Genomic DNA, 23,443 nt, shown 5'->3' on the forward strand with positions numbered 1-23,443 from the left:
GCAGAATGGTTATGAAATAAGTATATAAAGAATTAATACTTTATGCGGACAGATTCAAGACAAAAAAACAGGCCCCCGAAGGAGCCTGTTTGCGTTTTGTGTGTCAGTCTGTATAGAGCGCCGCTTACGCGGATTTCTGCCAGGCCAGATACTGGTCGTATTTGCGCAAAGCAATACGGTAGTTATCGTGGCCCGCCACCGGCAAATCACTGATGATCCGCTGGTGGATGCTGTCCCCTGAAAGCTTATCGAGAGGATAGTTATTTGCTGACAAGATTTCATCCAGACGGCGGAGGCGGACAACATACTCGCGCACCGTGCTGTGGTTCATCTCTGTCTGCTCGAACAGATATTGCTTAAACGCCATGATGTCAAAATATGACGAATGGCTGTTACAGCTTATCTCACTGCAAAAACGACACAGAGCGGTCAGTTCCTGCGACAGGTTGTGCCACACGTCATCATCAATAGGCTGGTCCATCTTGGCGATGGCCTCTTTATTGATGATTTGCCCGCGAAACACCAGTGCCATCCTGTCGAGTTCTTTTGCACACTGTGAGCAATGAGTCTGACTGTGTTTAAAATCTTTAAGATAACGGCTTAAAGGCCTTGTTTTGATTCCCGCTGGCATAAATTTATTCCTGATAAGGGATATAAAATGTATAACCGGCCAGGAAAAAGCGGATCAGTGGTCGTTGGCCAGGCGGCTGCGTAAACGCTTAATCGCCTGACTGTGGAGCTGGCTTACGCGGGATTCCCCGACATCCAGTACCGCCCCGATCTCTTTTAAATTCAACTCTTCCTGGTAGTAAAGCGTAAGTACCATCTTTTCCCGTTCTGGTAACGCATCGATAGCTTCCATCACCCGGTGGCGTAAATTGCCCTCCAACAGATGATGTAACGGGTTGGCCTCTTCGTGCCCTTCCATCAATGCCTCGGCAGTATCGCCGTGCTCTTCGCGCCATTCGTCATAAGAAAACAACTGGCTACTGTTCGTATCCATTAATATCTGCCGGTATTCCTCGATGGGAATATCCAGTGCCTGCGCCACCTCTCCTTCACTCGGTGGTCGCCCTAATTTTTGTTCTGCGTTATGCATCGCCTGAGACACTTCACGCGCGTTACGTCTGACGCTGCGCGGCACCCAGTCGCGGCTTCGCAACTCATCAAGCATCGCGCCACGGATACGCTGGACGGCATAAGTGGTAAACGCCGTACCCTGCATCGCATCAAAACGCTCAACCGCATTTAACAGGCCGATCCCTCCCGCTTGCAGTAGATCATCAAGCTCTACGCTGGCGGGAAGCCGCACCTGCAAACGCAGGGCTTCATGGCGCACGAGCGGAACATAGCGCTGCCACAAAGAATTTTTGTCTATCACGCCGTCGGCGGTATACAGATCGCTCACTGTCGTAACCTGGCAAATTGAGGGTCAGTATCATTGTGCCAGTGGTAATCCCCATTCAATCGCCTGAATAAGGACTGAAAAGCGCGGTTATTTTGATTATGTCTCGCACTTTCTGTTTCAGACCCGCAGGATTACCAGGATTGCAATCGCCTAAAAAACAATCACAACATAAAGATTATCCTAAATTATACCAGCGAATGCGTTTCATTAATCGTGGAAAAAGGTAAATTTTGGTTAAAAAAAACCCCGCCGGAGCGGGGTTTGTTCTGTTTGTAACCGGACTGCTTATATTGTCGCCAGCGACAATTATTGCAGCAGGGACAGTACAGACTGAGGAACCTGGTTAGCTTTAGACAATACTGAAGTACCCGCCTGCTGCAAGATCTGTGCTTTAGACATTGCAGAAACTTCAGTTGCGTAGTCAGCATCCTGAATACGGCTCTGTGCAGAAGACAGGTTAGTGGTGGTGTTGTCCAGGTTGGTGATTGCAGAATCGAAACGGTTCTGAACCGCACCCAGTGAAGAACGGAAGGTGTCAACTTTAGCGATTGCAGCGTCAATTGCTTTCAGTGGATCAGAAGTTGCCACACCGGTGTAAGCGTTGGTGTTAGCTGTATCAGAGATGTCACCGATGGTGCTTGCCACGTTAGCAGTACCAGTAGCGCCGCCGTCAGTGATAGCGCCTGCTGCAGTTTTGTAGTCTTTACCCTGAACGGTCACGTAACCTACTGCTGCGCCAGTCGCGTCTGCGCCAACTTTAACCAGTTTGCCAGTCTGAGTACCTGCAGTAACACCGTTGTCAGTGTCAGTGTAAGAAACGTCAGTGGTGTTCAGAGTTACAGCACCAGTAGCGTCATCTACAGAGGCTGCGTAGTTATTAGTACCATCAGAAACAACGTAAGTTGCAGTGGCTGCGCCTGCTGCTGTCTGAACGTTTTTCAGAGACAGTTTGCTTGCGTCCAGGCCCAGAGAAGTGGCAGCTGCAGACAGGTCAACGTTTTTCAGGGAGCCGCTTGCGCCAACCTGAGTGATAGCATCGCTGGTTTTCAGAGCGTTGCTTGATACAGAGAAACCGTTCAGACCCAGAGTAGTAGAGTCGATTTTTTGCAGGTCGATGGAGATAGTCTGGCCGTCGTTTGCGCCAACCTGAATTTTCATCGTCTGGTTAGAAGCCAGTACGTTCACGCCGTTGAACTGAGTCTGACCAGATACGCGGTCGATTTCAGACAGACGTGAAGTGATTTCGTCCTGGATTGAGGTCAGGTCAGAAGATGAGTTGGTGCCGTTGGCAGCCTGAACTGACAGCTCACGGATACGCTGTAAGTTGTTGTTGATTTCGCTCAGTGAACCTTCAGTGGTCTGCGCAACGGAGATACCGTCGTTGGCGTTACGTGAAGCCTGAGTCAGACCGTTGATGTTAGACGTGAAGCGGTTAGCAATCGCCTGACCAGCAGCATCGTCTTTTGCGCTGTTGATACGCAGACCGGAGGACAGACGCTCGATAGCGGTGCTCAGAGCGGACTGGGATTTGTTCAGGTTGTTCTGAGTCATCAGAGACAGCGTGTTGGTATTGATAACTTGAGCCATGAGTGTATTCCTTCAAATCTGGTTAAGGGTTCGGGCTTATTGCCCACGGCGTTCATCACCGTCCAAACTTGTATCGGCGCTACTCCCGCAACCTTTAGAATTATTTCTCAAAAAACGTCGATTTCTTACTTTGAGAATTACCCTTCCTTATACCGCCTATTCACGCCATTACTTTTTGTTGCGATCTATTAAACTTTTTCTCCGTCGTGCCGATAGGGCTTAAAGACTCTTATACAACCCGTACAAGGATACATATGGCCACTGTCTCTTCATTAGGTATCGGCTCAGGTTTAGATCTCTCCACTTTGCTGGATAACCTGACCACCGCAGAAAAGGCGCGTCTCACGCCAATCACCACGGCACAGACCAGTTACAGTGCTCAGCTGACCGCTTACGGCACGCTGAAAAGCGCAGTACAAACCTTTGCCGATGCGGCGACGGCATTGTCGTCTACCAATACTTACGGCGCGACGACGGCAACGTCTAACAACACCTCGGCATTCAGCGCGACCACCAGCACCGGCGCGGCGGCAGGTAAATATTCCGTTAACGTGACACAGCTGGCGGCATCTCAATCTTTAATCTCTGCCACGCAAAGCAGCAGTACGGCAGCATTAGGCTCAACCACTACCGGTAACTCGCGCACGCTGACCATCAGCCAGGGCGACGGCAGTACTCCGCTGAGCATTAAACTGACGGACGATCAGACTTCACTGACCGGCGTTCGCGATGCAATCAATAAAGCCGGCGGCGGCGTCACGGCGAGTATCGTTAAAGTGACCGACAGCAGCTACAAGCTGGTGTTGAGCGCCAACAATACCGGCACCAATTCTGAGATGACCGTCAGCGTGACCGGTGATGACCAGCTCAATAACATTATTGGTTATGACTCTTCTACCGGCACGGGTGCGATGACGCAAAATGCTGAGGCAATGAATGCCAAGCTGACGTTCAACGGCATCGATCTGGAGCGTCAGAGCAACACCATCAGCGACGCACAGGATGGGATCACCTTAAATCTGACGGGAACTACTTCCACCGCGGCCAGCCTGACAGTAGCGAAAGATACCAGTACAGCCACGACGGCCATTCAGACTTTCGTTGATGCCTACAACTCATTACAGGACACGTTCGCCAGTCTGACTAAGTTCACCGCGACCGCGACGAATACTGATACGGCTGACAGCACCAACGGTGCATTACTGGGTGACAGTGCGCTGCGCACTATTCAGACGCGTCTGAAATCCGCCGTCACTGCAGCATCAGGTTCCGGCACGATCAGCTCTTTATCCAGCATCGGCATTACGACCGACCCGGATACCGGCAAACTGGAAATTGACAGCACCAAACTGAGCACCGCGCTGACCAGTAATCCGAATGCAGTGCAGACCATGATGGTCGGCGACGGTAAAACCACTGGCGTGATGACCAATATCAGCAACCTGAATACCGGGTTCCTGAACAGTACCAACGGCACGATTGCTAACGCAGAAACGGCGGTTAACACCACCCTGAAAGGACTGACCGATCAGTACAACAAGGTGAATGACAGCATCAACACCACCATCGCCCGTTACAAAACGCAATTCACTGCACTTGATGTTTCGATTCAAAAGCTCAACAGCACGGCGACATACCTGACGCAGCAGTTCGAAGCCATGTCCTCATCAAGTTCAAGCTAGTAAGGAAACAGATTATGTATAACGCTAAAGGAACACAGGCCTACGCCCAGGTTGGCGTAGAAAGCGCAGTCATGAGTGCGTCGCCTTACCAGTTAGTCACGATGTTATTTGACGGGGCGCGCAGCGCCCTGATCCGTGCACGCATATTCATTCAACAGGGAAGCATTGCCGAAAAAGGCAAATCCCTGTCCATGGCGATTAATATTATCGACAGCGGATTAAAAGCCGGATTAAGCCGTGATAAAGGGGACCCGGAATTAGTGGATAACCTGGAAGCGCTTTATTCCTATATGGTCCGCCGTTTATTACATGCAAATTTACACAACGATCAAGAGGCCATCACCGAGGTGTTGGCCTTGCTTGAAAATATCGCCGATGCCTGGCGGCAAATCGGCCCAAACCACCACCCGTCGCAGGACCAATATAATGGATCAACATCAGTATCTGGTTAATGAATATCAACTGATCCTGTCTTTAAGCGAGCAGATGTTGCGGCTGGCGCAAGATGAAAAATGGGATGAGCTGGTCGAGCTCGAAGTCAGTTATGTGAAAGCCGTGGAAGCGACCACCAAATTACCGATGTCAGAACAGACCTCGATAATGGTTCAGAATGATATTCGCCGTTATTTACGTATCATTCTCGACAATGAAAATTTGATTAAAACGTTATTACAGGCTCGGATGAATACGCTCACCCAGCTGATTGGTCAGTCGTCCCGACAACAACAAGTGAACACGACGTACGGAAAAATTGATCTCCGTTCGATTGCTTTTGGCGATCACCAATAATTATTAAAGTACTTCTTTTGATTTATTTTTTTCCAATATTTCTTGTGCAAAAATAAGGTTTCAGGGGCAGAGAGCATACGGCTACCAGGGCTGATTCTCTCTGTCTCCTTCCGTAACACTCGCCTAAACCGGCAGCCTGTTTGTATTGGCATAAGCGGGAAGTTTTATATCAGGCAGCAAACAACAGGTTGCGGTCGTCATTTCGGGCATCATCGATATGGTTCGTAAAATAAAAGTGACTCCAGGGATAGGCACTATTTCGCTACTTATTCAGCATAGTGAGCTTTTTATTCACGATGTCTATATTAATAAGCCGCAATTAATCCTCGTGCAGAATGGAAGTCTTTCTATTACTAACCAGGAACAGCGATTCTCGCTACAGGCGGGGGAAATGCTGGTGCTCAACAGTGGACAAACGTTGAGTCTCACCCACCATCTCTCAGACAATGGCCCTTTCAGCTGCGCCATTATGGCCTGGGATCACCAGTTGCTCAGTGATGCGGGGCTCCATGCCACGGGCTTTTCAGCCCCACTGCTTTCCGTTGAAACGCTACAGGTTATTCCGCATATCCCGGTGGCTTTTAAACAGAGTTTTACCGATACCCACAGCGCCATTCTCTGGCATCACGGCCTGCCCGCGCCCATTACCCGCCATCGTATGCTGGAACAATTGCTCTGGCTGTCGCATCTGGGTGTGCGTTATTCGCTGCAACACAGCGAGAGCATGACACAACGTGTGCGCGAATTGCTGACAGATAATCTGCATAAATCGTTTACCGCCGCGGAAGTGGCGGAACAGCTGATGATGAATGAAGTGATGCTTCGCCGCCGGCTGGCGGCCGAGGATTGTGTCCTGCGCAATCTGATGATAGATGTCCGTATGACACAGGCGCTGCGGTTACTGCAATGCACCGATCTGGCGATTTCCAACATTGCCCATCAGGTCGGTTACGAAAGTGGCTCCCGTTTTGCGGAACGTTTCCGGAAGCGTTTTGGCTTCGCACCTACCGCGATCCGCGGGCATATGCGCCCCCTCTCAGCACAAACGATGACTTATAACAACTAACCCCTAAGCACTACAATGCTAAATCATGAGTAACATCACACAATAATTGATTACCAGATGTTAACCGAATATCATACACGCCGTTAATTTACGGGTGATCAGGGGTTGGCAGTGCACGTTTGGTGGGAAGTGATTAAAACGATTTATTGGGGTGGATTGGGTATTGCGGCACTGGTGACGCTTCTCGTGAGCCGCGACACGATTAAAATACGCTTGTTAACGTCCGGCATTATCGGGTTTACCTGGCCGATGAGCCTTCCCGTCGTTCTGCTCTTCTCTCTGTTCTGACGCTGTAAAACTGCGCTCATTAAAAAACCCGGCTTTCAGGCCGGGTTCTGTACAACTGTTGTTGCTACTGTTTACGTTGCTGCTAATTGCGGGTTTGCACCCAAAAGCCGTGGATCAGACCCGGCAGATAACCGCACAGTGTCAGGATGATATTCAGCAAAAAAGCACCGCCAAATCCGTTACCAATTAGCACGCCCAACGGCGGTACCAGGATGGTGATCAAAACTCTCCAGAATCCCATGTTCATCTCCCTTTGGTTATCATTGAGTTAATGATAGTTCAGGGAAACAAAGCCGCCTATCAGATGAAACTTAATTGATCAGGTCCAGCATAATTTCCACGTCTCGACGCACTTTATCGAGCAATTCGACATCGCCTGCGCGGTACTCGGCATCGGTTATCTGATGGATCTGGCGCATCTGCCATCTCACCTGCGTTTTTTGCTCGTCCGTCATATTGCGGCACATCACGATGATAAAATTGCGCAGCATCAGATGTTGCATGGCAGTTTCTTCGGCATGTTTGTTAACCGACATCACTAAATCGACTACCTGTTTTTCTGCCATAGCGTGTTCCTGCTGTCGTGAAAAGTCGGTGGGAAAGTCATTAAAACCAGACTAGCATGGCAACAGTTCGGTCAAAGCCGACAGCTGATGCTAAAACACCCGCTATTTCTGCGTCTAACCTGCGCATGGACACCATCACTATGTTTTCAACCGACGACGTTTTTCAGCGTCTGGCGTCTTCCCCCTTTCGCCAGCGCTTTCATCTTGGCCCGAAAGAATACGAATATTGTATGAGTCACGGGCCTGATACCGTAGCGCAGCACGCCGCCGATTTCATTAGCCGGCGGCTCGCGCCTGCGGAACCTCAGGCCGACGGCAGGCAGACGCCGATGCGCGGCCATCCGGTGTTTATCGCCCAGCACGCCACCGCCACCTGCTGTCGCGGATGTCTGGAAAAATGGCATCGTATTGCGGCACACGCTGAGATGACACAAACGCAGCAGGATTATACGGTTGCAGTGATCCTGCACTGGATACATCAGGAAATGCAGCGGGCCGCGCCAGCCGCTAAACCGCGGAAAGCAAAACCAAAAAATTCTGACCCACAACAAATGGATTTATTGTAAGAAGCGCATCACAGTGGTAAAAAAATAAAGAGTGACAGTAGTCACAGTTTTTCAGGATTTAAGTACCCTGCTGCGTCTGTACTCTATAATTTTAAGGAATAAGACAGTTTTCTGCCGGGCAGCCTTTGCGCGCCCTTTTGTTGTCTTCTTGTGCAGTCTTTCGGGTGAGTTTTCCAGGTGAAATGAGTTTTACACTGTAGTGAGGATTATTACCCCCCATTGGGAAAAGGAGGATGCATGTCTGAGTATCATTATTTATTGATAGGTGGAAGCCGCAACGGACAACGTCATGTTGATAAACAACATCAGTTTTCGTTGTGTTTTTGGGAAGATGCATCACAAAGTGCAGAACGTGAATTTTACGGTAAACAGAACGAGCGCTATAAAGTGAAGCCTGAAAAAGGGGCTGACGGAAACTGGTATCTGGTCGGTTATTGCGGAAATTGTTCGAAAATTCAGGCCGATGAACTGACCACCCAGGCGCTCACCAAACACGTTAAGCCGATGATGTAAGAAACAAAAGTATATCGAAAAGTACGATCGTAAACGAACCCCGCCCTTTTAAGCGGGGTTTTTGCTTTCTGAGGGTTTTCGGCCGTCAGACATTCAGCCCATGAATTCAGGCGGCCATGCCCTGAATGTTTCGGGCGTAAAAGGCGACGTGCCCACCGATCGTGAAATGCGCTTCGTGGTGCCCTAAACGTCCGAGCGGCGCGATACTGACAATCTCCCCTTCAAATTCTCCGTCCTGAATTTGCGTAATCGCCACATCCAGCTGATAACTGGCCGGATGAACGCCCACCGGGAAAGTGAGTAATTTTACACGATCGCCCACCTGAAACCGGGTAAGCAGCGGCAGTGGTGCCTGTTCAAACAGATCCTGATCCATAGGTGACTCCTTGTTTTCCAGTGGGATTAATTACAGGATAGAATATGTTGCCGCGTCCTGCCGGATACCGGCGTGAAGCACTTCTCTCTTTACGCATTTTTTTATGAACGACGTTTCGTACACCGCTGTTGTCCCCGCGTTGCCGCATAAAAACGCAGTTCTACACCATTGATAAGGATCCACCGTGAAAAAATTAACGCCAGAGCAATGCATTATCCTGACCGGATTTACCGGGATCCTGCATGGCGAATTCGAAGGATTTCACGAAGACTTGCAAAAACGACTGGGGCGGGAAGTTCAGACGTCAGAATTAGGATACCCGGAATTTATTGAGGAATGTCGGGCGCTCTATGAGGACGATTTTAACAATTTAATGCCAGACTGATAACAAGAAGGCCGGCCAAAGGAGTATCCTCTGCCGGCCTGATACCTGACTTAACCCGCGTGACTACGGTTTGACAATTCCGCGGATGAAATTCTCATTCACCCGGATCACATTTCCCGTTTCCACATTAATAACCTGATACTGCACCGGCGTTACCTCATCCAGAACAGCGATAACTTCAAACAAACCTGGTGTAAAAGTAAGCGTGACAAAAACGCCAACAGGATAGACAGCCATAATTTTATCCTTTCAATCATGCTCTTATAATGTACTGCTTTACCTACAGAAGTAATCATACATCAACTATTAATCACACCGAGTGATTTCATTACATACATTAATCACTCCCGATAAATGTTGCATAAAAGAAGTACAGATACGCGATAAAAAGATCAATATTTGATCAAATCAGACAACTCTGACAGACATGCACAAGACGTCATCAATTTTTACACTCTTCCGGGGCAAATGCCGGATACAGGCTTCGCTGCACTCCCCCAGCCGCTTGTTTTCGATGTAATTTCGGTTAAGAATATGAATCCATTTTGTTGCATTGAGAGCCCGAGCTGTGAGTGCCCAGATTTTTGAAACCGATGCGAATCATCCGCATCTGACACGGCTGATTGCAGAGCTGGATGCTTATCAATACCCGCTCTACCCGCCGGAATCCTTTCAGGGAATTAACGTCTCCACGCTCGAAGACGGTGAAATTTTCTGTTTTATGGCGCGGGTAGACGATGACTGGGCAGGATGCGCATGTCTGTATATTTCGCGGCCTGAAGGGCATGAAAAACCGATTGCTGAGATGAAACGGGTCTACGTGAATCCGCTGTACCGCGGTCAGGGTATTGCTTCACTGCTGGTTGATGCAATGGAAAGCAAACTGAAAACATTGGGCTATCGGGATTTGTTTTTAGAAACCGGCGTGTTTCAGGAAAAAGCCATCACCCTGTATGAAAAGCTGGGATACGCGCGCACAGAAGCGTTTGGCGATTATCGTATCTCACCGGATCCGCTTAGCGTGTATATGATGAAATCGGTGGCCTGATACGGTGCGAAAATGCCGGGAGAAATGCAGAAAAATATCTCCATAACGCTGCCTCGTGACAGGGTTATGGAGACGCGAGAAGCAGATTACATCAGGACATTGCTTTTCGATGCAGGAATTTCATTGGAAGGAATAACCCATTTTTTCAGGGTGATAACGAAGAATTTTTTGCCTTTTGTGATCTTGGCACCGCGGTCGCCACATTCCAGCGCAAGTTTGAAAAACTCATCACTGTTAATACTAAAAGCCAGTTCGACTTTTTTCACCATACCGGAATTAAGCAGCTCTTCGGCTTCGATTAATGATTTGGCCTGAACGACTGACATAAATACCTCGTGAGAATGGAGGGAGTTGTATTTGCCCCAATATCCTATTTCACTTTTGTTTCATCATTATGACAGTATCGTGAACCTTCAGAATAGTGCTACGTTTTAGCGCACAAAATGTCCATTTCGTGCGCCTGTTCAAAACTCAGGAAAGACGGTAATGGCGATCAGGCATCGGGGTATCCGGCAACTGCGTCTGGTTGTTCATCTCGCGCAGGTTAATTTCGATATTGGTACACATCGCGTCCATCGGCAGATGGTTATTGGCATAGCCGAAAGGCATTTCCAGCTCTTCCGCCAGCGTATCGAGCGACAGGAAACTGTACGAAATAAAACCTGAAACCAGCAGCGTCATGTAATGCAAATCCACCACCAGCGCGAACGGCAATAAGCTACAGAACAGATAGACCGTTCGGTGCAGTAAAAGCCCGTAAGCAAACGGGATCGGCATGCTGACAATACGCTCACACCCGCCGACGACCTGCGAAAGTTGCAACAGCGTGGTGTCCATGTGGGTGTAGACGATATCCGACAAATCCCCGCTGCGGCGCCGTTCAGCAAGCCACTGTGACATCCGCAGCTGCACCATATTGGTCGGCGCGCGGCGTGACAGAATATCTTCCGCATCTTCCCCTAACAGACGTTCGAGATCAGGCCGCGGCTCGCTGTGGCGCAGCTGATGTTTGAGGCTGTAACAGAACGCCAGCAACAGCGTCGTCACGCGCTGCGCTTCGCCCGGACACACCGCCATTACCTGACTTTGTAACGTACGACAGGCAATCAGTAACCCGCCCCACAGCTGACGCGCTTCGGTGTAGCGCGAATACGCCACGCTGTTCCGAAAACCGAGGAAGATCGCAATCGACACCCCCAGCAAGCTGAACGGCGCCAGCGTGAGCTTAACGCCAAGCGTCTCATACCAGGGAAGGCTGAGAATGGCGGCGAGCGACATCAATAAATTCAGACTGAGGCGGAACATAATGCTGGGCAGCACAGAGCCATGCCAGGCGAACAAACGCAAGAACCAGTGACGCGGAGGACGGATTATCATTTTTTATGGAGGTGCTTTTGCAGGTGAAGCGATTTTTTTTGCGATTCTTGCAAATAAACCTGCACATGCAAAGGACAATTTTGTGACACCGGTAACATTTTTTCTTGAAAACCCTTACATTCCATTACATTGTAATAATAACGTAACTAAACAATTTGCAACAATTATTCCAGCTCCCTCACGTTGTGGTTAAATCCTGCCGATAATAGTATTGAGCCGAAAGTATTCTGTTCCCTGAATGATGTCATTTAACGTTGTAGCTCTTTATCTGCCGCTTTAGTGTGATCATCAGTTCAGCAAATGGCGACGGTCCCATTACAACCTTCCACATAGATTGAAGGATTAGGGCTTTGACAATTTTACTAATTACTCTGGTTATCTTTATTTTGCTGGCCGCGCTGGTAGCGTGGAGAGTAATGAAATCAGCGGCCAAAGACGCTGAGGACAACTACTGACTACTGATTGTTTTTATAATTTTTAGCTTTGAAAATTTCCCTGCCTGATTCTGTTGTTTTTTCTTCTCATTTACGGTAAGCCTTTTCCAGCATGCCTTGGCCAGAACTTGAGTGGCCTAAAAGTGGCATACAAATCTTTACTGTTCTTGCCTTCATGCGAACAAATGTTAGGATCCAGCATCTGTCTTTTTGAGAATGCTCCAACATGTTTAAAACGTTAGCCAAATATGCTGTTGTCGGCGGTTTCAACACCCTTCTCCACTGGGTGACTTTTGCGGCAGTTTACTATTCGTTCAGTCATGATCAAATGATCAGTAACTTCGCTGGCTTCTGTGTAGCAGTTACATTTAGCTTCTTCGCCAATGCACGCTGGACTTTCAAAAGTGACCATACCGCTATGCGGTATTTCATGTATGTAGGCTTCATGGGAGTTCTTGCGCTGGCTTGTGGTTATATGGCCGACAAGATTGGCCTGAATCCTGTAATTACGTTAGTTACGTTTTCCGCAATAAGCCTTTTTGTCGGTTTCATCTATTCAAATTATGTTGTATTTCGGGAAAAACAATAATGAAAATTTCTCTGGTCATTCCAGTCTTCAATGAAGAAGACACAATACCAATTTTTTACAAGACCGTGCGCGAGTTTGAAGGACTGAAAGAATATGACGTGGAGATGGTCTTCATCAACGACGGCAGCAAAGATTCAACAGAGGCGATAATTAATGCCCTGGCGTTATCTGATGATAGAGTGCAGGCAATTAATTTCTCACGCAACTTTGGTAAAGAACCCGCTTTATTTGCAGGACTTGAGCATGCCAAAGGTGATGCCGTTATCCCTATTGATGTGGATCTGCAGGACCCGATTGATGTGATCCCGCGTCTTATCGAAAAATGGAAAACCGGTGCTGATATGGTGCTCGCAAAGCGTACTGACCGCTCAACTGACGGCCATCTTAAGCGTAAATCAGCAGAAATGTTCTATAAACTGCACAATCAAATCAGCAATCCTAAAATTGAAGAAAACGTGGGAGACTTTCGTTTAATGTCCCGTGAAGTGGTTGAGAACATAAAATTATTACCTGAACGTAATCTTTTTATGAAAGGGGTATTAAGCTGGGTCGGCGGAATAACCGAGGTGGTCGAGTATTCCCGCGCAGAGCGTGTTGCTGGCACATCTAAATTTAATGGCTGGAAATTGTGGAACCTCGCGCTTGAAGGCATAACCAGTTTCTCTACGTTCCCGTTGAGAGTCTGGACATATCTTGGTTTAGCGATCGCAGGAATATCTTTCTTTTACGGTGCCTGGCTGATTATTGATACTCTCATCTGGGGCAATGCTGTTCGTGGCTATCCCTCACTCATCGTTTCTATTCTTTTCCTTGGTGGTATCCAGCTTATCGGGATTGGAGTTTTGGGAGAGTATATTGGCCGTATATATATAGAGACGAAACAGCGTCCAAGATATTTAGTTAAAAAAAATAAACTATAAATATCCGTATGTAAAAATTTTTAATCGCAGGAAGTAATCGATTGAAGATCTTTCTCATTCCTTGAAAACTGCTCAATCTTAAATTGTTAAAAAGGTGGGAAAGACTTGATGAACTCAGTTGGAAAAGCGGAAAAAGCCGTTTTTTGGTTTATGGTTTTTTGCTTTATTTTCATGCTCATGGCCGCCAGAAGACCGGATGTCATTTTTAATGCGCAACCATGGGCTGAAGATGGAAGAGTTTGGATTAAGGGTATTTATGAAACCGGATTCTTAAATTCATTGTTTAAACCTCAAGATGGTTATTTCCAAACCATACCAAGATTGACCTATGGCATTGCGATGGCATTTGGTCTTGGGAAAGCACCCCTAGTTTCCAACGTAATATCTATCAGTATCCGGATTTTTTTCCTCTTATTCATTCTCTCAAGAAGATTTAGCTTCATAGACATCAAGTACAGAGTCGCAGCTGTTATTTACTTTATCCTTATGCCAAATGTCGCCGAAGGTTTTGTCAATATCACAAATGTGCACTGGTACTTATCAATGTATTTGTTAGCCGTCATTATTGCGATGCCGCCAATAACGCAAACTTCAAAAATACATGATTTTTTAGTTTTATTATTAAGTGGATTAAGCGGGCCTTTTGTAGTTTTCTTAGCACCCTGCCTCATAATAAAGCGTTTTTATGAGAGAGGAGGTTTTATAGGTGCATTAAAAGGTATAAACTCCTTTGATATTGCAATGGCAGCATGTAGTTTGATTCAAATTTTTTCGATTCTTACTGCCGGAGGTGGTCCACGGTCTCCCGCGCCTTTAGGTGCAAGCTTCGACCTTTTTACTCACATAATTACTGCTAAATTATTTTTTGGTACATTTTTTGATAACACATTTTCTTTCGAGTTCACCAAAAATCATCTGCTAAGAACATCAATTTTCATTCTGCTTTCTGTTACAATACTTTATAATTTCGTTACTTCAGGTTGGAGATTCCGCGCTATTTCTATTTTCCCGATCGTTATGATCGGCTTTGCTTTGGCCAAACCCATGGTTAGTGTTACCGAGGCTCAGTGGCCACCTATATTAACCCCTGGAGTTGGCGAGCGCTATTTCTTTATAACAAATTTTTGCTTCTTCCTTTTTGTATTATTCTTAATAGATAAACTAAGTATTTATAAAAATATAGTGCTGATGCTTTTTTTGGCTTCTTTAACGCCTTTTTTACTTATCAGCTTTAATATTCCAGCATTGCCAAATGTAGGTTATAAAGATGATGTGGCAAAATTTAATAATGCTGCAATCGGCGAGTCGATTAATATTAGAATAACACCACCTGGGTGGAGTATTGATTTAATCAAGAAATAACTATAAATGGGGCGCCGCCCCATTTATTTAACACATGCATATCATGCATAATATTCAGGCCAACTATACATCTGTATGAGTTTAAATTTTTACTTGTTTTCTGGATACTGACGCGTAAATTAACATTCCGCTGCTGAGCAATAAAATTCAATGGAGTGAAATAATGTACAGCTATAAAAACCCAGACTATAACCCGATGAGGGAAGACCTTGGGCCGTCACGTTTCCGGGCTGAAAACTTGGTTGGCCACATGGGTGCTTACGAAATTTACAAAAGGAATCAATCGTATGATGTTGTTAAAGCTGGAACTTTAGTTGGAATGAAGAAATCATGGACTGAAGCAAAAGAATATTGCCACTTGCTAGGTGCCAATCAAGAAAAATAACTGATACATCAATCCCCAGGATATTCATACCTGCTTGGGGCGTTTTGGTATCAATACCCCAAGTATTGCCATTTTGACGCCCCACATACATTTAAGGATTTTGAGTCTGTAATTCTGGCAAAAATGACTTACCGACTTATATCCCCACCTATCCCGACATGTTCATCATATGAGGCTTAATTTTCTGAATACATAGAAGATCATGTTAGAGCGGGTACATCACAGACGATTAACGCGAGCAGACATTCTAAGCAGGATCGAGAATGTAAATTCGCGTTAATTTTTTGCCCCATACATGCCCCATGGAATTCTCAGAACACCACTGTGTCATCGAACACATCATTCCGCATATCTAATATCACATGCGTCACCACACCCAGAACCTCAATTGAGTCATTGACCACCTCATCCCCAAATGAGATGAATCGCTTGTCTATGGTCGATTCAAGGCCGCGCCTGAGGATGGTTATTAAACGCCAGATCTCTATCTCGCCATCAACCCTAGCAAGCAACCGGCGACCGTCTACTGGTTTAATGGCCGTATCAATAATCAGCATTGCCCCTGAATTAATGCCTTCTCCAAGATAGCGCTCAACAACATGCAGCCTGGATGATGCTCCTCCGAACCGGCATATTTTATTGAGGTCAATCCCTGCCTCTGCGTAGTCTGTTGCTGGTGATGGAAATCCCATAGATTCCTCCTACCTAACATAGCCCATGTTCACCAAGAAATAGCGCTTCTCTTCACCGTGACCGTCTGTGTAATCACGAAAGAATGACTGATGTTTCGCTATCCAATCGTTAGCCTCCTGTAGTGACCAGAAGTGGTTTACCTTTGCTAATTCCTGCACGAAGCGGGCTGTAGTCACCACCTTCCCTCTCTTCGGGTCGTGCGTGATACGTCGCATGAACGCCACTTTGATGTCTGAATATTTAGCCATAACTAACCCCACACAATACTGTTTATGCATACAGTACAATCATAGGTTGTTGCGACTGTGAAGGGGTGACGAAGTAGGAAATATTATTTCGCTGATCTGCAAGGGTTTTAAACTTGATGCATAGCACTCACTTTGGGGGCGTAGCTGTCATGATTCTTTACATTACTTCCTGCAGATGTAAAATAAGCGTAAATTTATCAACGTAAAATATAACATTGGCAAACAGAATCATGCACAATACAAAAATAAGCTTGGAAAGAATTGTTGCGACAGTAAGCATATTTGCACTAACATTTTTAATAGTATTTTCGAGAAGGCAAGACATATTACTTCACGCACAACCTTGGGCTGAAGATGGTGTAATATGGATGAAGGGAATTTACGAAGGAGGATTTTGGAGTTCGATTCTGTATCCTGCCAATGGATACTATCAAACAATTTCAAGAATGACTTATGGGATAGGACTTCTCTTTGGGCTCAGCAAGGCGCCTTTAGTTGCAAATATAATTGCAATTCTTATTCGTTGTTTTTTTGTCATGTTTGTGCTTTCTGACAGAATGAAGTTTGTTGCATTGAAATATAGATTTTTATTTGTTTTGTACTTCCTTTTGATGCCTAACATAGCAGAGGCTTATGTTAATGTAACAAACGCTCATTGGTATCTCTCATTATATTTGTTATTAGTTGTTATTTCTGATGACGCTTCAACTACACCTTGGAAGGTGCATGACTTTGCTTTATTAATAATTAGTTCACTCAGTGGGCCATTTGTTATTTTCATCGCGCCATGTTTAATTCTAAAAAGGATCAGCCAAAACAAAGGGATAAAAAGCGCTATTATAAACATTAAACCCTTTGATGTAGTTATGGCTGCATGCTGCCTTATACAGATAATTGCAATCCTCACATCAGCAGATGGTTCAAGATCTCACGCTCCATTGGGGGCAACCTTCTCAGTGCTTGCTAATGTGATATCTTATAGAGTTGTCGGTGGCAGCTTATTTGATAATGAACTCATTTCACCTATGGCCTCTATGACAGCGCTCAATACATGTATATTTGCACTGTTAGCTGTTGTGACACTAATTTTCTTTGTACGTCAGGACTGGAGATTCAAATCAGCGGTTATTTTCCCTGTTCTAATGATAGGATTTGCCTTGGCAAAACCTATGATGAGCTTAACACTACCTCAGTGGCCTGCATTGCTTATACCGGGTGGGGGAGAGAGATACTTCATCATCACTAACATAGCATTCTTCTCACTTATTATTTTTATTTGCAGCAAGCTAGATGAACACACAAGAAATCTTTCAATTTTGCTTCCTATAGCCTTAATAGTATTATTGAATCAAAGCTATTCAATTAATAATTTGCCAGATGTAGGGTACCAGGAGGATGTGGCGAAATTTGAAACCCTTCCAACGGGTGAGTCAATGAAGATTAGAATTAACCCTAATCCTTGGTGGGTTGAACTAATAAAAAAATAACATTACAAAGAGAGAAGCCCTTGATTTAAGTGTATGGTTGTTCTGGCCATCCAATATCAGGGGCTTTTGTAACATCTACAGCAGCAATTGCCTGAGCATACTTCATCCAAACAGTTAAATTTTTTTATCATCATCAGTAATAATTCCCAATGCTAACTGAGTTTGCCCCATCCATGCCCCACAAGAAAACTGGATAGTGTATTTATCCAATGTAATTATGTAGTTACATATCCTAAACAGACATGTTCATCACGTCCTGGTACGCCGTTACCAGTTTATTTCTCACCTGAATACCCAGTTGCAGTGAAATTGATGATTTCTGCAAATCCACCATCACGTCGTTCAGGCTTACGCCGGGAACGCCCATCTCCAGCTTTTCAGATTCCAGTTTTGCGTTGTTTTGCGTCTCGCTGATTTTGCCTAATGCCGCTTTCAGTTCGCTGGCAAAACCCGCTTCTGACGTCGTATCCGTCTGAGGGGTAGCGCCTGCCTTGATGGCGGTGGCCTGCATCTGCTGTAAAACGCTCTCAATGCCTTGAATTGACATGTTTTCTCCGCTTATTGCTGTGTCGGTGAACAAAGTGCTTCTTTCATGGAATGACACCCTATCACATCAGTTTTTTCCTAAACGCGGTAATTGAACCTAAAAACCATGGCTTATCGGGCCATTAACTTTGCCTTTAGCGGCAAATAATGGCTCACCTAGAAAATAGGCCTGCCTGTACGGAGGACTGAAAAATGTCACGCTTCAACGATTGCGCACTTGGGAGTCTGTTTTGTTAAGAGACAACATGAACATCACCATTCAACAGCTAAATAGGGATCTTGTATGAGTTCCGCAATAGCCGGCGCAGAAACCTCTCCAAACGGTTTAACTGCGTTGCTTAATCGCCTGCGCGCCAACCCAAAAATTCCTATCGCCATCGCCGCTGCGGCTGCCCTGGCCATTGTTGTTGTCATGATGCTGTGGGCAAAACAGCCCACCTATAAGGTGCTGTTTAGCAATCTGGGCGATCAGGACGGCGGTGCCATCGTCACCCAGCTGACGCAGATGAACATCCCTTATCAGTTTTCAGAAAACGGCGCAGCCCTGTTAATCCCGGCAGATAAAGTGTATGAAACGCGTCTGAAACTGGCTTCCGCCGGTTTACCGAAAGGTGGCGCAGTCGGCTTTGAGCTGATGGATCAGGAAAAATTCGGCATCAGCCAGTTCAGCGAACAGATCAACTATCAGCGTGCGCTGGAAGGTGAACTCTCCCGCACTATCGAAACTTTGGGCCCGGTCGGCAGCGCCCGCGTCCATTTAGCCATTCCAAAACCTTCCTTGTTTGTCCGCGAACAGAAAAATCCTTCCGCTTCCGTGACCCTGAATTTACAACCGGGTCGTGCGCTGGATGACGGTCAGATCAACGCCATCGTTTATATGGTGTCGAGCAGCGTGTCGGGTTTACCACCTGCCAACGTCACCGTGGTCGACCAGAGCGGACATCTGCTGACGCAGTCGGACAACAATGGACGTGACCTGAATGCTTCCCAGCTGAAATACGCCAACGAAGTGGAAGGCCGTCTGCAACGTCGTATCGAATCTATCCTCCAGCCGGTGGTCGGCAATGGTAACGTTCACGCGCAAATCACCGCGCAAATCGACTACGCCAGCCGCGAACAAACTGACGAGAATTATCAGCCAAACGGCACGCCGGAAAAAGCCGCTGTCCGTTCACGCCAGCTGAGCACCAGTGACCAGATTGGTGGCACTGCCGTCGGCGGCGTACCGGGTGCATTAAGCAACCAGCCTGCACCGGCTGCGACCGCGCCGGTCACCAATCCTCCTGCGGCGAACAACGCCAACGGGGCACAGAATCAGGCCGGTAACAACGCACAGAACAATGCGCAAAACAACACGGCAAACCGTTCAACCGTTCCGTCGAACAGCCGTCGTGATGAAACCACCAACTACGAAGTTGACCGCACAATCACCCATACGCAACACAGCGCGGGTGCCGTACAACGCCTGTCCGCGGCGGTGGTCGTCAACTATCAGGTCGGGACAGATGGCAAAGCGAAGCCGCTGACTGATGAACAGCTGAAGAAAATTGATGATCTGGTCCGTGAAGCCATGGGCTTCTCGCAGGAACGTGGCGATACGCTGAACGTGGTGAATACACCGTTCAACGAAGCGGCTGATGATTCCGGTGAACTGCCGTTCTGGAAACAACAGGCGTTCTTCGATCAGCTGCTCAACGCAGGTCGCTGGTTGCTGGTGCTGATTGTTGCCTGGCTGCTGTGGCGCAAGATGGTTCGTCCGATGTTGCGCAAACAGCAGGCAGAGAAAGATGCGGCAGCCGCAGCGGCCATCGCAGCAGCGATGCCACAGCCTGAAGGCAGCAAGCCGGTCAAACTCAGCAACGACGAGCTGGAGAAACGTAAACGTTCTCAGCAGCGAGTCAGCGTCGAAGTTCAGACCCAACGTGTTCAGGAGCTGGCCGATAAGGATCCTCGTATCGTCGCCCTGGTTATCCGCCAATGGATGAGTACCGAACAATCATGACTATGACCGGCACCGAAAAAAGCGCCATTTTGATGATAACCCTGGGTGAAGACCGTGCGGTGGAGGTGTTCAAGCACCTCTCTCCTCGCGAAGTTCAGCAAATCAGCGGCGCGATGGCGAATATCCATCAGATTTCCAACAAGCAGCTGGCTGAAGTGCTGAACGAGTTCGAGGACGAGTCAGAGCAGTACGCCGCGCTGAGCGTCAACACCAGCGAATATCTGCGTTCGGTTCTGACGAAAGCACTGGGCGAGGAACGTGCCTCCAGCCTGCTGGAAGATATTCTGGAATCGCGCGAAACCACCAGCGGTATGGAAACGCTCAACTTTATGGAACCGCAGATGGCGGCCGATCTTATCCGCGACGAACATCCGCAGATTATCGCCACCATTCTGGTCCACCTCAAACGCGGTCAGGCTGCCGATATTCTGGCCCTGTTCGACGAGCGTCTGCGTAACGACGTGATGCTGCGTATCGCCACCTTCGGCGGTGTCCAGCCTGCGGCGCTGGCGGAACTGACAGAAGTACTGAACAACCTGCTCGACGGCCAGAACCTCAAGCGCGCGAAGATGGGGGGTGTTCGTACTGCGGCAGAAATCATCAACCTGATGAAAACGCAGCAGGAAGAAGCCGTTATCGAAGCGGTTCGTGGTTACGACGGCGAACTGGCACAGAAAATTATCGACGAGATGTTCCTGTTCGAAAACCTGGTGGACGTGGACGACCGCAGCATCCAGCGCCTGTTGCAGGAAGTCGAAGGCGAATCGTTGCTGGTGGCATTGAAAGGTGCGGAACAGCCACTGCGCGACAAGTTCCTGCGCAACATGTCCCAGCGTGCGGCGGATATCCTGCGCGACGACCTGGCAAACCGCGGGCCAATGCGTATGTCTCTGGTCGAGAACGAACAGAAAGCGATTCTGCAAACGGTTCGCCGCTTAGCAGAGTCCGGCGAAATGATGGTTGGCGGCGGCGAGGATTCTTATGTCTGATAATCCGATGTCCGGCCAGCCCGCGCCGGAAAAGAAAACCGCCGAAGAGCGTAATGCCGAGCGCATCAACGCCCTGCCGTGGCAGCCCTGGAAACCGGGTGATCTTGCCGTGCCGGTGTTCACCACGCCTGACGAACCTTTGCTGGCCGAAGGCGAAGAAGAACAGGACGACGGTCTGCCAAAACTTCAGGTGGATCAGAATGAGTTGCTGAACCTGCAACGTCGCGCTGAACAGCAGGGTTTCCAGCAAGGTCTGGAAGCCGGGCAGAAACAGGGTTACGCCGCCGGTTTTCAGCAGGGTCAGGAAGCCGGACAACAGCAGGGAATGCAGGAAGGCCAGCAACAGCAGGCCGTTCTGACCGAACACTGGCAGCACATGGTGTCCGATTTCCAGCAAACGCTGGACGCGCTGGACAGCGTGATCGCCTCACGCCTGATGCAGATGGCGCTGACGGCGGCCAAACAAATCATCGGACAGGCGCCGATTTGCGACGGTTCTGCCCTGCTCAACCAGATCCAGCAGCTGATCCAGCAGGAACCGATGTTCAAGGGCAAACCGCAGCTGCGCGTTAACCCGGCAGATTTCGAACGTGTTGAACAACAGCTGGGTTCCACCCTGAGCATGAACGGCTGGCGCTTGCTGGCCGACAGCCAGATCCACACCGGTGGCTGCAAAGTCAGCGCGGAGGATGGCGATATGGATGCGTCGCTGGCTACCCGCTGGCATGAGCTGTGCCGCCTCGCGGCACCGGGGGATCTCTGATGACTGCCCGCCTGAGCCGCCTGCTGAAAACGCTGGATGATGCGGAAAAGCGCATGGCACGCACGCCTTCCGTTCGCCGCTACGGCCGTCTGACGCGGGCGACCGGCCTGGTGCTTGAAGCCACCGGATTGCAGTTACCGCTGGGCGCGACCTGTCTTATTGAACGTCACGACGGCCCGGTTGTGCAGGAAGTTGAAAGTGAAGTGGTCGGTTTTAACGGCCAGAGCCTGTTTCTGATGCCGCTCGAAGAAGTCGAAGGGATTTTGCCGGGCGCGCGGGTTTATGCCCGGATTGCCGCCGACGGCCAGACAGCCGGTAAACAACTTCCGCTCGGCCCGCAGTTACTCGGTCGCGTACTCGACGGCAGTGCCAAACCGCTCGACGGCTTACCGCCGCCGGATACAGGTTATCGCGCCGCGCTGATCACTCCGCCGTTTAACCCGCTGCAACGTACGCCGATCACCGATGTGCTTGACGTCGGCGTACGCGCGATTAACGCATTGCTGACCGTCGGGCGCGGGCAGCGTATGGGCCTGTTCGCCGGTTCCGGCGTCGGTAAATCCGTGCTGCTCGGCATGATGGCGCGCTACACCAAAGCCGACGTCATCGTGGTCGGGCTGATTGGTGAACGTGGCCGCGAAGTTAAAGATTTTATCGAGAATATTTTAGGTGACGAGGGTCGTGCCCGTTCGGTGGTTATCGCCGCGCCCGCCGATGTTTCGCCACTTCTGCGCATGCAGGGTGCCGCATATGCCACACGCATCGCTGAAGATTTCCGCGACCGCGGCCAGCACGTTTTGCTGATCATGGATTCCCTGACCCGTTATGCCATGGCGCAGCGTGAAATCGCGCTGGCCATCGGCGAACCGCCCGCGACCAAAGGCTATCCGCCTTCCGTGTTTGCCAAATTGCCCGCGCTGGTTGAACGCGCCGGTAACGGTATCACCGGTGGTGGCTCGATCACCGCATTTTATACCGTGCTGACCGAAGGCGATGACCAGCAGGATCCTATTGCCGACTCCGCGCGCGCCATCCTCGACGGCCACGTGGTGCTGTCACGCCGCTTAGCCGAATCCGGCCATTATCCGGCCATCGATATCGAAGCTTCTATCAGCCGTGCCATGACATCGCTGATCGATGACGCCCAGTACGGGCGCGTACGTAATTTCAAACAACTGTTGTCCAGCTACCAACGCAACCGTGATTTGGTCAGCGTCGGCGCCTACGCCGCAGGCAGCGATCCGATGTTGGATCGGGCCATCAAGCTGTATCCGCAAATGGAGAATTTTCTCCAGCAGGACATCATGGAACGCAGCACTTACGAAGACGCCTGTCTGGAACTCAATATGTTGTTCCCGGGTTAATTAACTTAAG

General features: G+C 48.5%; 31 protein-coding genes. 18 read left to right on the forward strand and 13 right to left on the reverse strand.

Translation table 11 applies throughout. The annotated features are described in order from the left end of the window. Positions 1-124 precede the first annotated feature (124 nt). The 3 genes from fliZ to GW579_RS04890 form a co-directional block, all read right to left on the reverse strand. Positions 125-631 (reverse strand): flagella biosynthesis regulatory protein FliZ, encoded by a 507-nt coding sequence (fliZ, locus tag GW579_RS04880; RefSeq protein WP_095922218.1) that lies wholly within the window; start codon positions 629-631, stop codon positions 125-127. Between the two features lie 54 nt (positions 632-685). Beyond that, complete coding sequence (locus tag GW579_RS04885; RefSeq protein ID WP_101076714.1) at positions 686-1,408, reverse strand: RNA polymerase sigma factor FliA; 723 nt, start codon at positions 1,406-1,408, stop codon at positions 686-688. A 306-nt stretch (positions 1,409-1,714) separates the two neighbouring features. After that, positions 1,715-2,995 carry a FliC/FljB family flagellin gene (locus GW579_RS04890; protein WP_152326988.1) on the reverse strand — a complete coding sequence of 427 codons (1,281 nt, stop codon included), beginning with the start codon at positions 2,993-2,995 and terminating at the stop codon, positions 1,715-1,717. 254 nt (positions 2,996-3,249) lie between these two features. Here GW579_RS04890 and fliD point away from each other — a divergent pair, with 254 nt between their 5' ends. The 5 genes from fliD to GW579_RS04915 all read left to right on the forward strand — a co-directional run bounded on the left by fliD (position 3,250) and on the right by GW579_RS04915 (position 6,820). After that, positions 3,250-4,677, forward strand: a complete 1,428-nt coding sequence (gene fliD / locus GW579_RS04895; protein WP_152326987.1) for a flagellar filament capping protein FliD — start codon at positions 3,250-3,252, stop codon at positions 4,675-4,677. Positions 4,678-4,691: 14 nt separating this feature from the next. Beyond that, positions 4,692-5,129, forward strand: coding sequence for a flagellar export chaperone FliS (gene fliS, locus GW579_RS04900; protein ID WP_152326986.1), 438 nt, complete (start codon positions 4,692-4,694; stop codon positions 5,127-5,129). Beyond that, positions 5,104-5,466 (forward strand): flagella biosynthesis regulatory protein FliT, encoded by a 363-nt coding sequence (gene fliT / locus GW579_RS04905; protein ID WP_152326985.1) that lies wholly within the window; start codon positions 5,104-5,106, stop codon positions 5,464-5,466. The genes fliS and fliT overlap by 26 nt, the downstream gene beginning before the upstream one ends. Positions 5,467-5,794: 328 nt before the next feature. Then, positions 5,795-6,532, forward strand: a complete 738-nt coding sequence (locus GW579_RS04910) for a helix-turn-helix transcriptional regulator (protein ID WP_307803483.1) — start codon at positions 5,795-5,797, stop codon at positions 6,530-6,532. A 111-nt stretch (positions 6,533-6,643) separates the two neighbouring features. Further along, positions 6,644-6,820, forward strand: a complete 177-nt coding sequence (locus GW579_RS04915; RefSeq protein ID WP_095922224.1) for a GhoT/OrtT family toxin — start codon at positions 6,644-6,646, stop codon at positions 6,818-6,820. Between the two features lie 82 nt (positions 6,821-6,902). Here the strand turns inward: GW579_RS04915 and GW579_RS04920 are convergent, their stop codons facing one another. Both GW579_RS04920 and GW579_RS04925 read right to left on the reverse strand, forming a co-directional pair. Further along, on the reverse strand, positions 6,903-7,061 hold the full coding sequence (locus tag GW579_RS04920) for a YqaE/Pmp3 family membrane protein (RefSeq protein WP_152326983.1): 159 nt from the start codon (positions 7,059-7,061) through the stop codon (positions 6,903-6,905). A 70-nt stretch (positions 7,062-7,131) separates the two neighbouring features. After that, positions 7,132-7,386 (reverse strand): hypothetical protein, encoded by a 255-nt coding sequence (locus GW579_RS04925; RefSeq protein WP_152326982.1) that lies wholly within the window; start codon positions 7,384-7,386, stop codon positions 7,132-7,134. A gap of 140 nt (positions 7,387-7,526) precedes the next feature. Between GW579_RS04925 and GW579_RS04930 the strand changes: the two genes are divergently transcribed. Continuing rightward, positions 7,527-7,952 carry a DUF4186 domain-containing protein gene (locus GW579_RS04930; protein WP_165058721.1) on the forward strand — a complete coding sequence of 142 codons (426 nt, stop codon included), beginning with the start codon at positions 7,527-7,529 and terminating at the stop codon, positions 7,950-7,952. 237 nt (positions 7,953-8,189) lie between these two features. Beyond that, positions 8,190-8,465: a hypothetical protein gene (locus GW579_RS04935; RefSeq protein WP_152326981.1), complete on the forward strand. Its 276-nt coding sequence runs from the start codon at positions 8,190-8,192 to the stop codon at positions 8,463-8,465. A gap of 106 nt (positions 8,466-8,571) precedes the next feature. Here the strand turns inward: GW579_RS04935 and GW579_RS04940 are convergent, their stop codons facing one another. Continuing rightward, on the reverse strand, positions 8,572-8,841 hold the full coding sequence (locus GW579_RS04940) for a hypothetical protein (RefSeq protein WP_165057863.1): 270 nt from the start codon (positions 8,839-8,841) through the stop codon (positions 8,572-8,574). A gap of 184 nt (positions 8,842-9,025) precedes the next feature. Between GW579_RS04940 and GW579_RS04945 the strand changes: the two genes are divergently transcribed. Beyond that, complete coding sequence (locus tag GW579_RS04945) at positions 9,026-9,226, forward strand: DUF7736 domain-containing protein (RefSeq protein WP_152326979.1); 201 nt, start codon at positions 9,026-9,028, stop codon at positions 9,224-9,226. A 63-nt stretch (positions 9,227-9,289) separates the two neighbouring features. Here the strand turns inward: GW579_RS04945 and GW579_RS04950 are convergent, their stop codons facing one another. Further along, entirely contained in the window at positions 9,290-9,463 is a 174-nt protein-coding gene (locus GW579_RS04950; protein ID WP_165057865.1) for a hypothetical protein, read from the reverse strand. Positions 9,464-9,794: 331 nt separating this feature from the next. Here GW579_RS04950 and GW579_RS04955 point away from each other — a divergent pair, with 331 nt between their 5' ends. Next, positions 9,795-10,274, forward strand: coding sequence for a GNAT family N-acetyltransferase (locus GW579_RS04955; protein ID WP_165057867.1), 480 nt, complete (start codon positions 9,795-9,797; stop codon positions 10,272-10,274). 86 nt (positions 10,275-10,360) lie between these two features. On the opposite strand, the gene GW579_RS04960 is transcribed toward GW579_RS04955, so the two are convergent. Together GW579_RS04960 and GW579_RS04965 are read right to left on the reverse strand one after the other, a co-directional pair. Further along, the gene (locus GW579_RS04960; protein ID WP_152326977.1) at positions 10,361-10,600 is read right to left on the reverse strand and encodes a hypothetical protein; all 240 of its coding nucleotides are present in this window, start codon (positions 10,598-10,600) and stop codon (positions 10,361-10,363) included. A 145-nt stretch (positions 10,601-10,745) separates the two neighbouring features. Continuing rightward, complete coding sequence (locus GW579_RS04965; protein WP_165057869.1) at positions 10,746-11,651, reverse strand: bestrophin family protein; 906 nt, start codon at positions 11,649-11,651, stop codon at positions 10,746-10,748. Between the two features lie 660 nt (positions 11,652-12,311). On the opposite strand from GW579_RS04965, the gene GW579_RS04970 reads away from it, so the two are divergent. The 4 genes from GW579_RS04970 (at position 12,312) to GW579_RS04985 (ending at position 15,341) form a co-directional block, all read left to right on the forward strand. Continuing rightward, a complete protein-coding gene (locus GW579_RS04970; RefSeq protein ID WP_165057871.1) occupies positions 12,312-12,674 on the forward strand; it encodes a GtrA family protein in 363 nt (120 codons plus the stop codon). Then, on the forward strand, positions 12,674-13,594 hold the full coding sequence (locus GW579_RS04975) for a glycosyltransferase family 2 protein (RefSeq protein ID WP_165057873.1): 921 nt from the start codon (positions 12,674-12,676) through the stop codon (positions 13,592-13,594). The genes GW579_RS04970 and GW579_RS04975 overlap by 1 nt, the downstream gene beginning before the upstream one ends. A 105-nt stretch (positions 13,595-13,699) precedes the next feature. Then, positions 13,700-14,956, forward strand: coding sequence for a glucosyl transferase (locus GW579_RS04980; RefSeq protein WP_165057875.1), 1,257 nt, complete (start codon positions 13,700-13,702; stop codon positions 14,954-14,956). Positions 14,957-15,119: 163 nt separating this feature from the next. After that, a complete protein-coding gene (locus tag GW579_RS04985; protein ID WP_165057876.1) occupies positions 15,120-15,341 on the forward strand; it encodes a hypothetical protein in 222 nt (73 codons plus the stop codon). A gap of 311 nt (positions 15,342-15,652) precedes the next feature. Here the strand turns inward: GW579_RS04985 and GW579_RS04990 are convergent, their stop codons facing one another. Both GW579_RS04990 and GW579_RS04995 read right to left on the reverse strand, forming a co-directional pair. After that, complete coding sequence (locus GW579_RS04990; RefSeq protein WP_165057878.1) at positions 15,653-16,033, reverse strand: S24/S26 family peptidase; 381 nt, start codon at positions 16,031-16,033, stop codon at positions 15,653-15,655. 9 nt (positions 16,034-16,042) lie between these two features. Continuing rightward, the gene (locus GW579_RS04995; RefSeq protein ID WP_165057880.1) at positions 16,043-16,282 is read right to left on the reverse strand and encodes a hypothetical protein; all 240 of its coding nucleotides are present in this window, start codon (positions 16,280-16,282) and stop codon (positions 16,043-16,045) included. Between the two features lie 230 nt (positions 16,283-16,512). Here GW579_RS04995 and GW579_RS05000 point away from each other — a divergent pair, with 230 nt between their 5' ends. Next, complete coding sequence (locus tag GW579_RS05000; RefSeq protein WP_165057882.1) at positions 16,513-17,769, forward strand: glucosyl transferase; 1,257 nt, start codon at positions 16,513-16,515, stop codon at positions 17,767-17,769. Positions 17,770-17,794: 25 nt separating this feature from the next. On the opposite strand, the gene GW579_RS23950 is transcribed toward GW579_RS05000, so the two are convergent. After that, positions 17,795-17,875 (reverse strand): tail fiber assembly protein, encoded by an 81-nt coding sequence (locus GW579_RS23950; RefSeq protein WP_420821537.1) that lies wholly within the window; start codon positions 17,873-17,875, stop codon positions 17,795-17,797. A gap of 126 nt (positions 17,876-18,001) precedes the next feature. Beyond that, a complete protein-coding gene (gene fliE / locus GW579_RS05010; protein ID WP_152326975.1) occupies positions 18,002-18,316 on the reverse strand; it encodes a flagellar hook-basal body complex protein FliE in 315 nt (104 codons plus the stop codon). Positions 18,317-18,598: 282 nt separating this feature from the next. On the opposite strand from fliE, the gene fliF reads away from it, so the two are divergent. Genes fliF through fliI form a run of 4 tightly spaced genes read left to right on the forward strand, consistent with a single transcriptional unit; the run spans position 18,599 to position 23,433 of the window. Beyond that, positions 18,599-20,317 (forward strand): flagellar basal-body MS-ring/collar protein FliF, encoded by a 1,719-nt coding sequence (gene fliF / locus GW579_RS05015; protein WP_165057884.1) that lies wholly within the window; start codon positions 18,599-18,601, stop codon positions 20,315-20,317. Continuing rightward, a complete protein-coding gene (gene fliG / locus GW579_RS05020) occupies positions 20,311-21,306 on the forward strand; it encodes a flagellar motor switch protein FliG (RefSeq protein ID WP_193333183.1) in 996 nt (331 codons plus the stop codon). The genes fliF and fliG overlap by 7 nt, the downstream gene beginning before the upstream one ends. Positions 21,307-21,313: 7 nt before the next feature. Beyond that, complete coding sequence (fliH, locus tag GW579_RS05025) at positions 21,314-22,069, forward strand: flagellar assembly protein FliH (protein ID WP_193333184.1); 756 nt, start codon at positions 21,314-21,316, stop codon at positions 22,067-22,069. After that, positions 22,069-23,433 (forward strand): flagellar protein export ATPase FliI, encoded by a 1,365-nt coding sequence (fliI, locus tag GW579_RS05030; RefSeq protein ID WP_152326971.1) that lies wholly within the window; start codon positions 22,069-22,071, stop codon positions 23,431-23,433. The genes fliH and fliI overlap by 1 nt, the downstream gene beginning before the upstream one ends. Positions 23,434-23,443: the final 10 nt, after the last annotated feature.

Source organism: Rahnella contaminans, assembly GCF_011065485.1.
GTDB classification, from domain to species: Bacteria; Pseudomonadota; Gammaproteobacteria; order Enterobacterales; family Enterobacteriaceae; genus Rahnella; species Rahnella contaminans.

Excerpts from the sequence above, each read along its gene's own strand:
- GW579_RS04940 (WP_165057863.1), bottom strand. The coding sequence starts at position 8,841 with ATGGATCAGGATCTGTTTGAACAGGCACCACTGCCGCTGCTTACCCGG.
- GW579_RS04950 (WP_165057865.1), bottom strand. The coding sequence starts at position 9,463 with ATGGCTGTCTATCCTGTTGGCGTTTTTGTCACGCTTACTTTTACACCA.
- GW579_RS04990 (WP_165057878.1), bottom strand. The coding sequence starts at position 16,033 with ATGGGATTTCCATCACCAGCAACAGACTACGCAGAGGCAGGGATTGAC.
- GW579_RS04965 (WP_165057869.1), bottom strand. The coding sequence starts at position 11,651 with ATGATAATCCGTCCTCCGCGTCACTGGTTCTTGCGTTTGTTCGCCTGG.
- fliI (WP_152326971.1), top strand. The coding sequence starts at position 22,069 with ATGACTGCCCGCCTGAGCCGCCTGCTGAAAACGCTGGATGATGCGGAA.
- GW579_RS04925 (WP_152326982.1), bottom strand. The coding sequence starts at position 7,386 with ATGGCAGAAAAACAGGTAGTCGATTTAGTGATGTCGGTTAACAAACAT.
- fliZ (WP_095922218.1), bottom strand. The coding sequence starts at position 631 with ATGCCAGCGGGAATCAAAACAAGGCCTTTAAGCCGTTATCTTAAAGAT.
- GW579_RS04995 (WP_165057880.1), bottom strand. The coding sequence starts at position 16,282 with ATGGCTAAATATTCAGACATCAAAGTGGCGTTCATGCGACGTATCACG.
- GW579_RS04975 (WP_165057873.1), top strand. The coding sequence starts at position 12,674 with ATGAAAATTTCTCTGGTCATTCCAGTCTTCAATGAAGAAGACACAATA.
- GW579_RS04935 (WP_152326981.1), top strand. The coding sequence starts at position 8,190 with ATGTCTGAGTATCATTATTTATTGATAGGTGGAAGCCGCAACGGACAA.
- GW579_RS05000 (WP_165057882.1), top strand. The coding sequence starts at position 16,513 with ATGCACAATACAAAAATAAGCTTGGAAAGAATTGTTGCGACAGTAAGC.
- fliS (WP_152326986.1), top strand. The coding sequence starts at position 4,692 with ATGTATAACGCTAAAGGAACACAGGCCTACGCCCAGGTTGGCGTAGAA.
- fliD (WP_152326987.1), top strand. The coding sequence starts at position 3,250 with ATGGCCACTGTCTCTTCATTAGGTATCGGCTCAGGTTTAGATCTCTCC.
- GW579_RS04920 (WP_152326983.1), bottom strand. The coding sequence starts at position 7,061 with ATGGGATTCTGGAGAGTTTTGATCACCATCCTGGTACCGCCGTTGGGC.
- GW579_RS23950 (WP_420821537.1), bottom strand. The coding sequence starts at position 17,875 with ATGAAGTATGCTCAGGCAATTGCTGCTGTAGATGTTACAAAAGCCCCT.
- fliT (WP_152326985.1), top strand. The coding sequence starts at position 5,104 with ATGGATCAACATCAGTATCTGGTTAATGAATATCAACTGATCCTGTCT.
- GW579_RS04890 (WP_152326988.1), bottom strand. The coding sequence starts at position 2,995 with ATGGCTCAAGTTATCAATACCAACACGCTGTCTCTGATGACTCAGAAC.
- GW579_RS04960 (WP_152326977.1), bottom strand. The coding sequence starts at position 10,600 with ATGTCAGTCGTTCAGGCCAAATCATTAATCGAAGCCGAAGAGCTGCTT.
- fliE (WP_152326975.1), bottom strand. The coding sequence starts at position 18,316 with ATGTCAATTCAAGGCATTGAGAGCGTTTTACAGCAGATGCAGGCCACC.
- GW579_RS04970 (WP_165057871.1), top strand. The coding sequence starts at position 12,312 with ATGTTTAAAACGTTAGCCAAATATGCTGTTGTCGGCGGTTTCAACACC.
- GW579_RS04985 (WP_165057876.1), top strand. The coding sequence starts at position 15,120 with ATGTACAGCTATAAAAACCCAGACTATAACCCGATGAGGGAAGACCTT.
- GW579_RS04930 (WP_165058721.1), top strand. The coding sequence starts at position 7,527 with ATGTTTTCAACCGACGACGTTTTTCAGCGTCTGGCGTCTTCCCCCTTT.
- fliH (WP_193333184.1), top strand. The coding sequence starts at position 21,314 with ATGTCCGGCCAGCCCGCGCCGGAAAAGAAAACCGCCGAAGAGCGTAAT.
- fliF (WP_165057884.1), top strand. The coding sequence starts at position 18,599 with ATGAGTTCCGCAATAGCCGGCGCAGAAACCTCTCCAAACGGTTTAACT.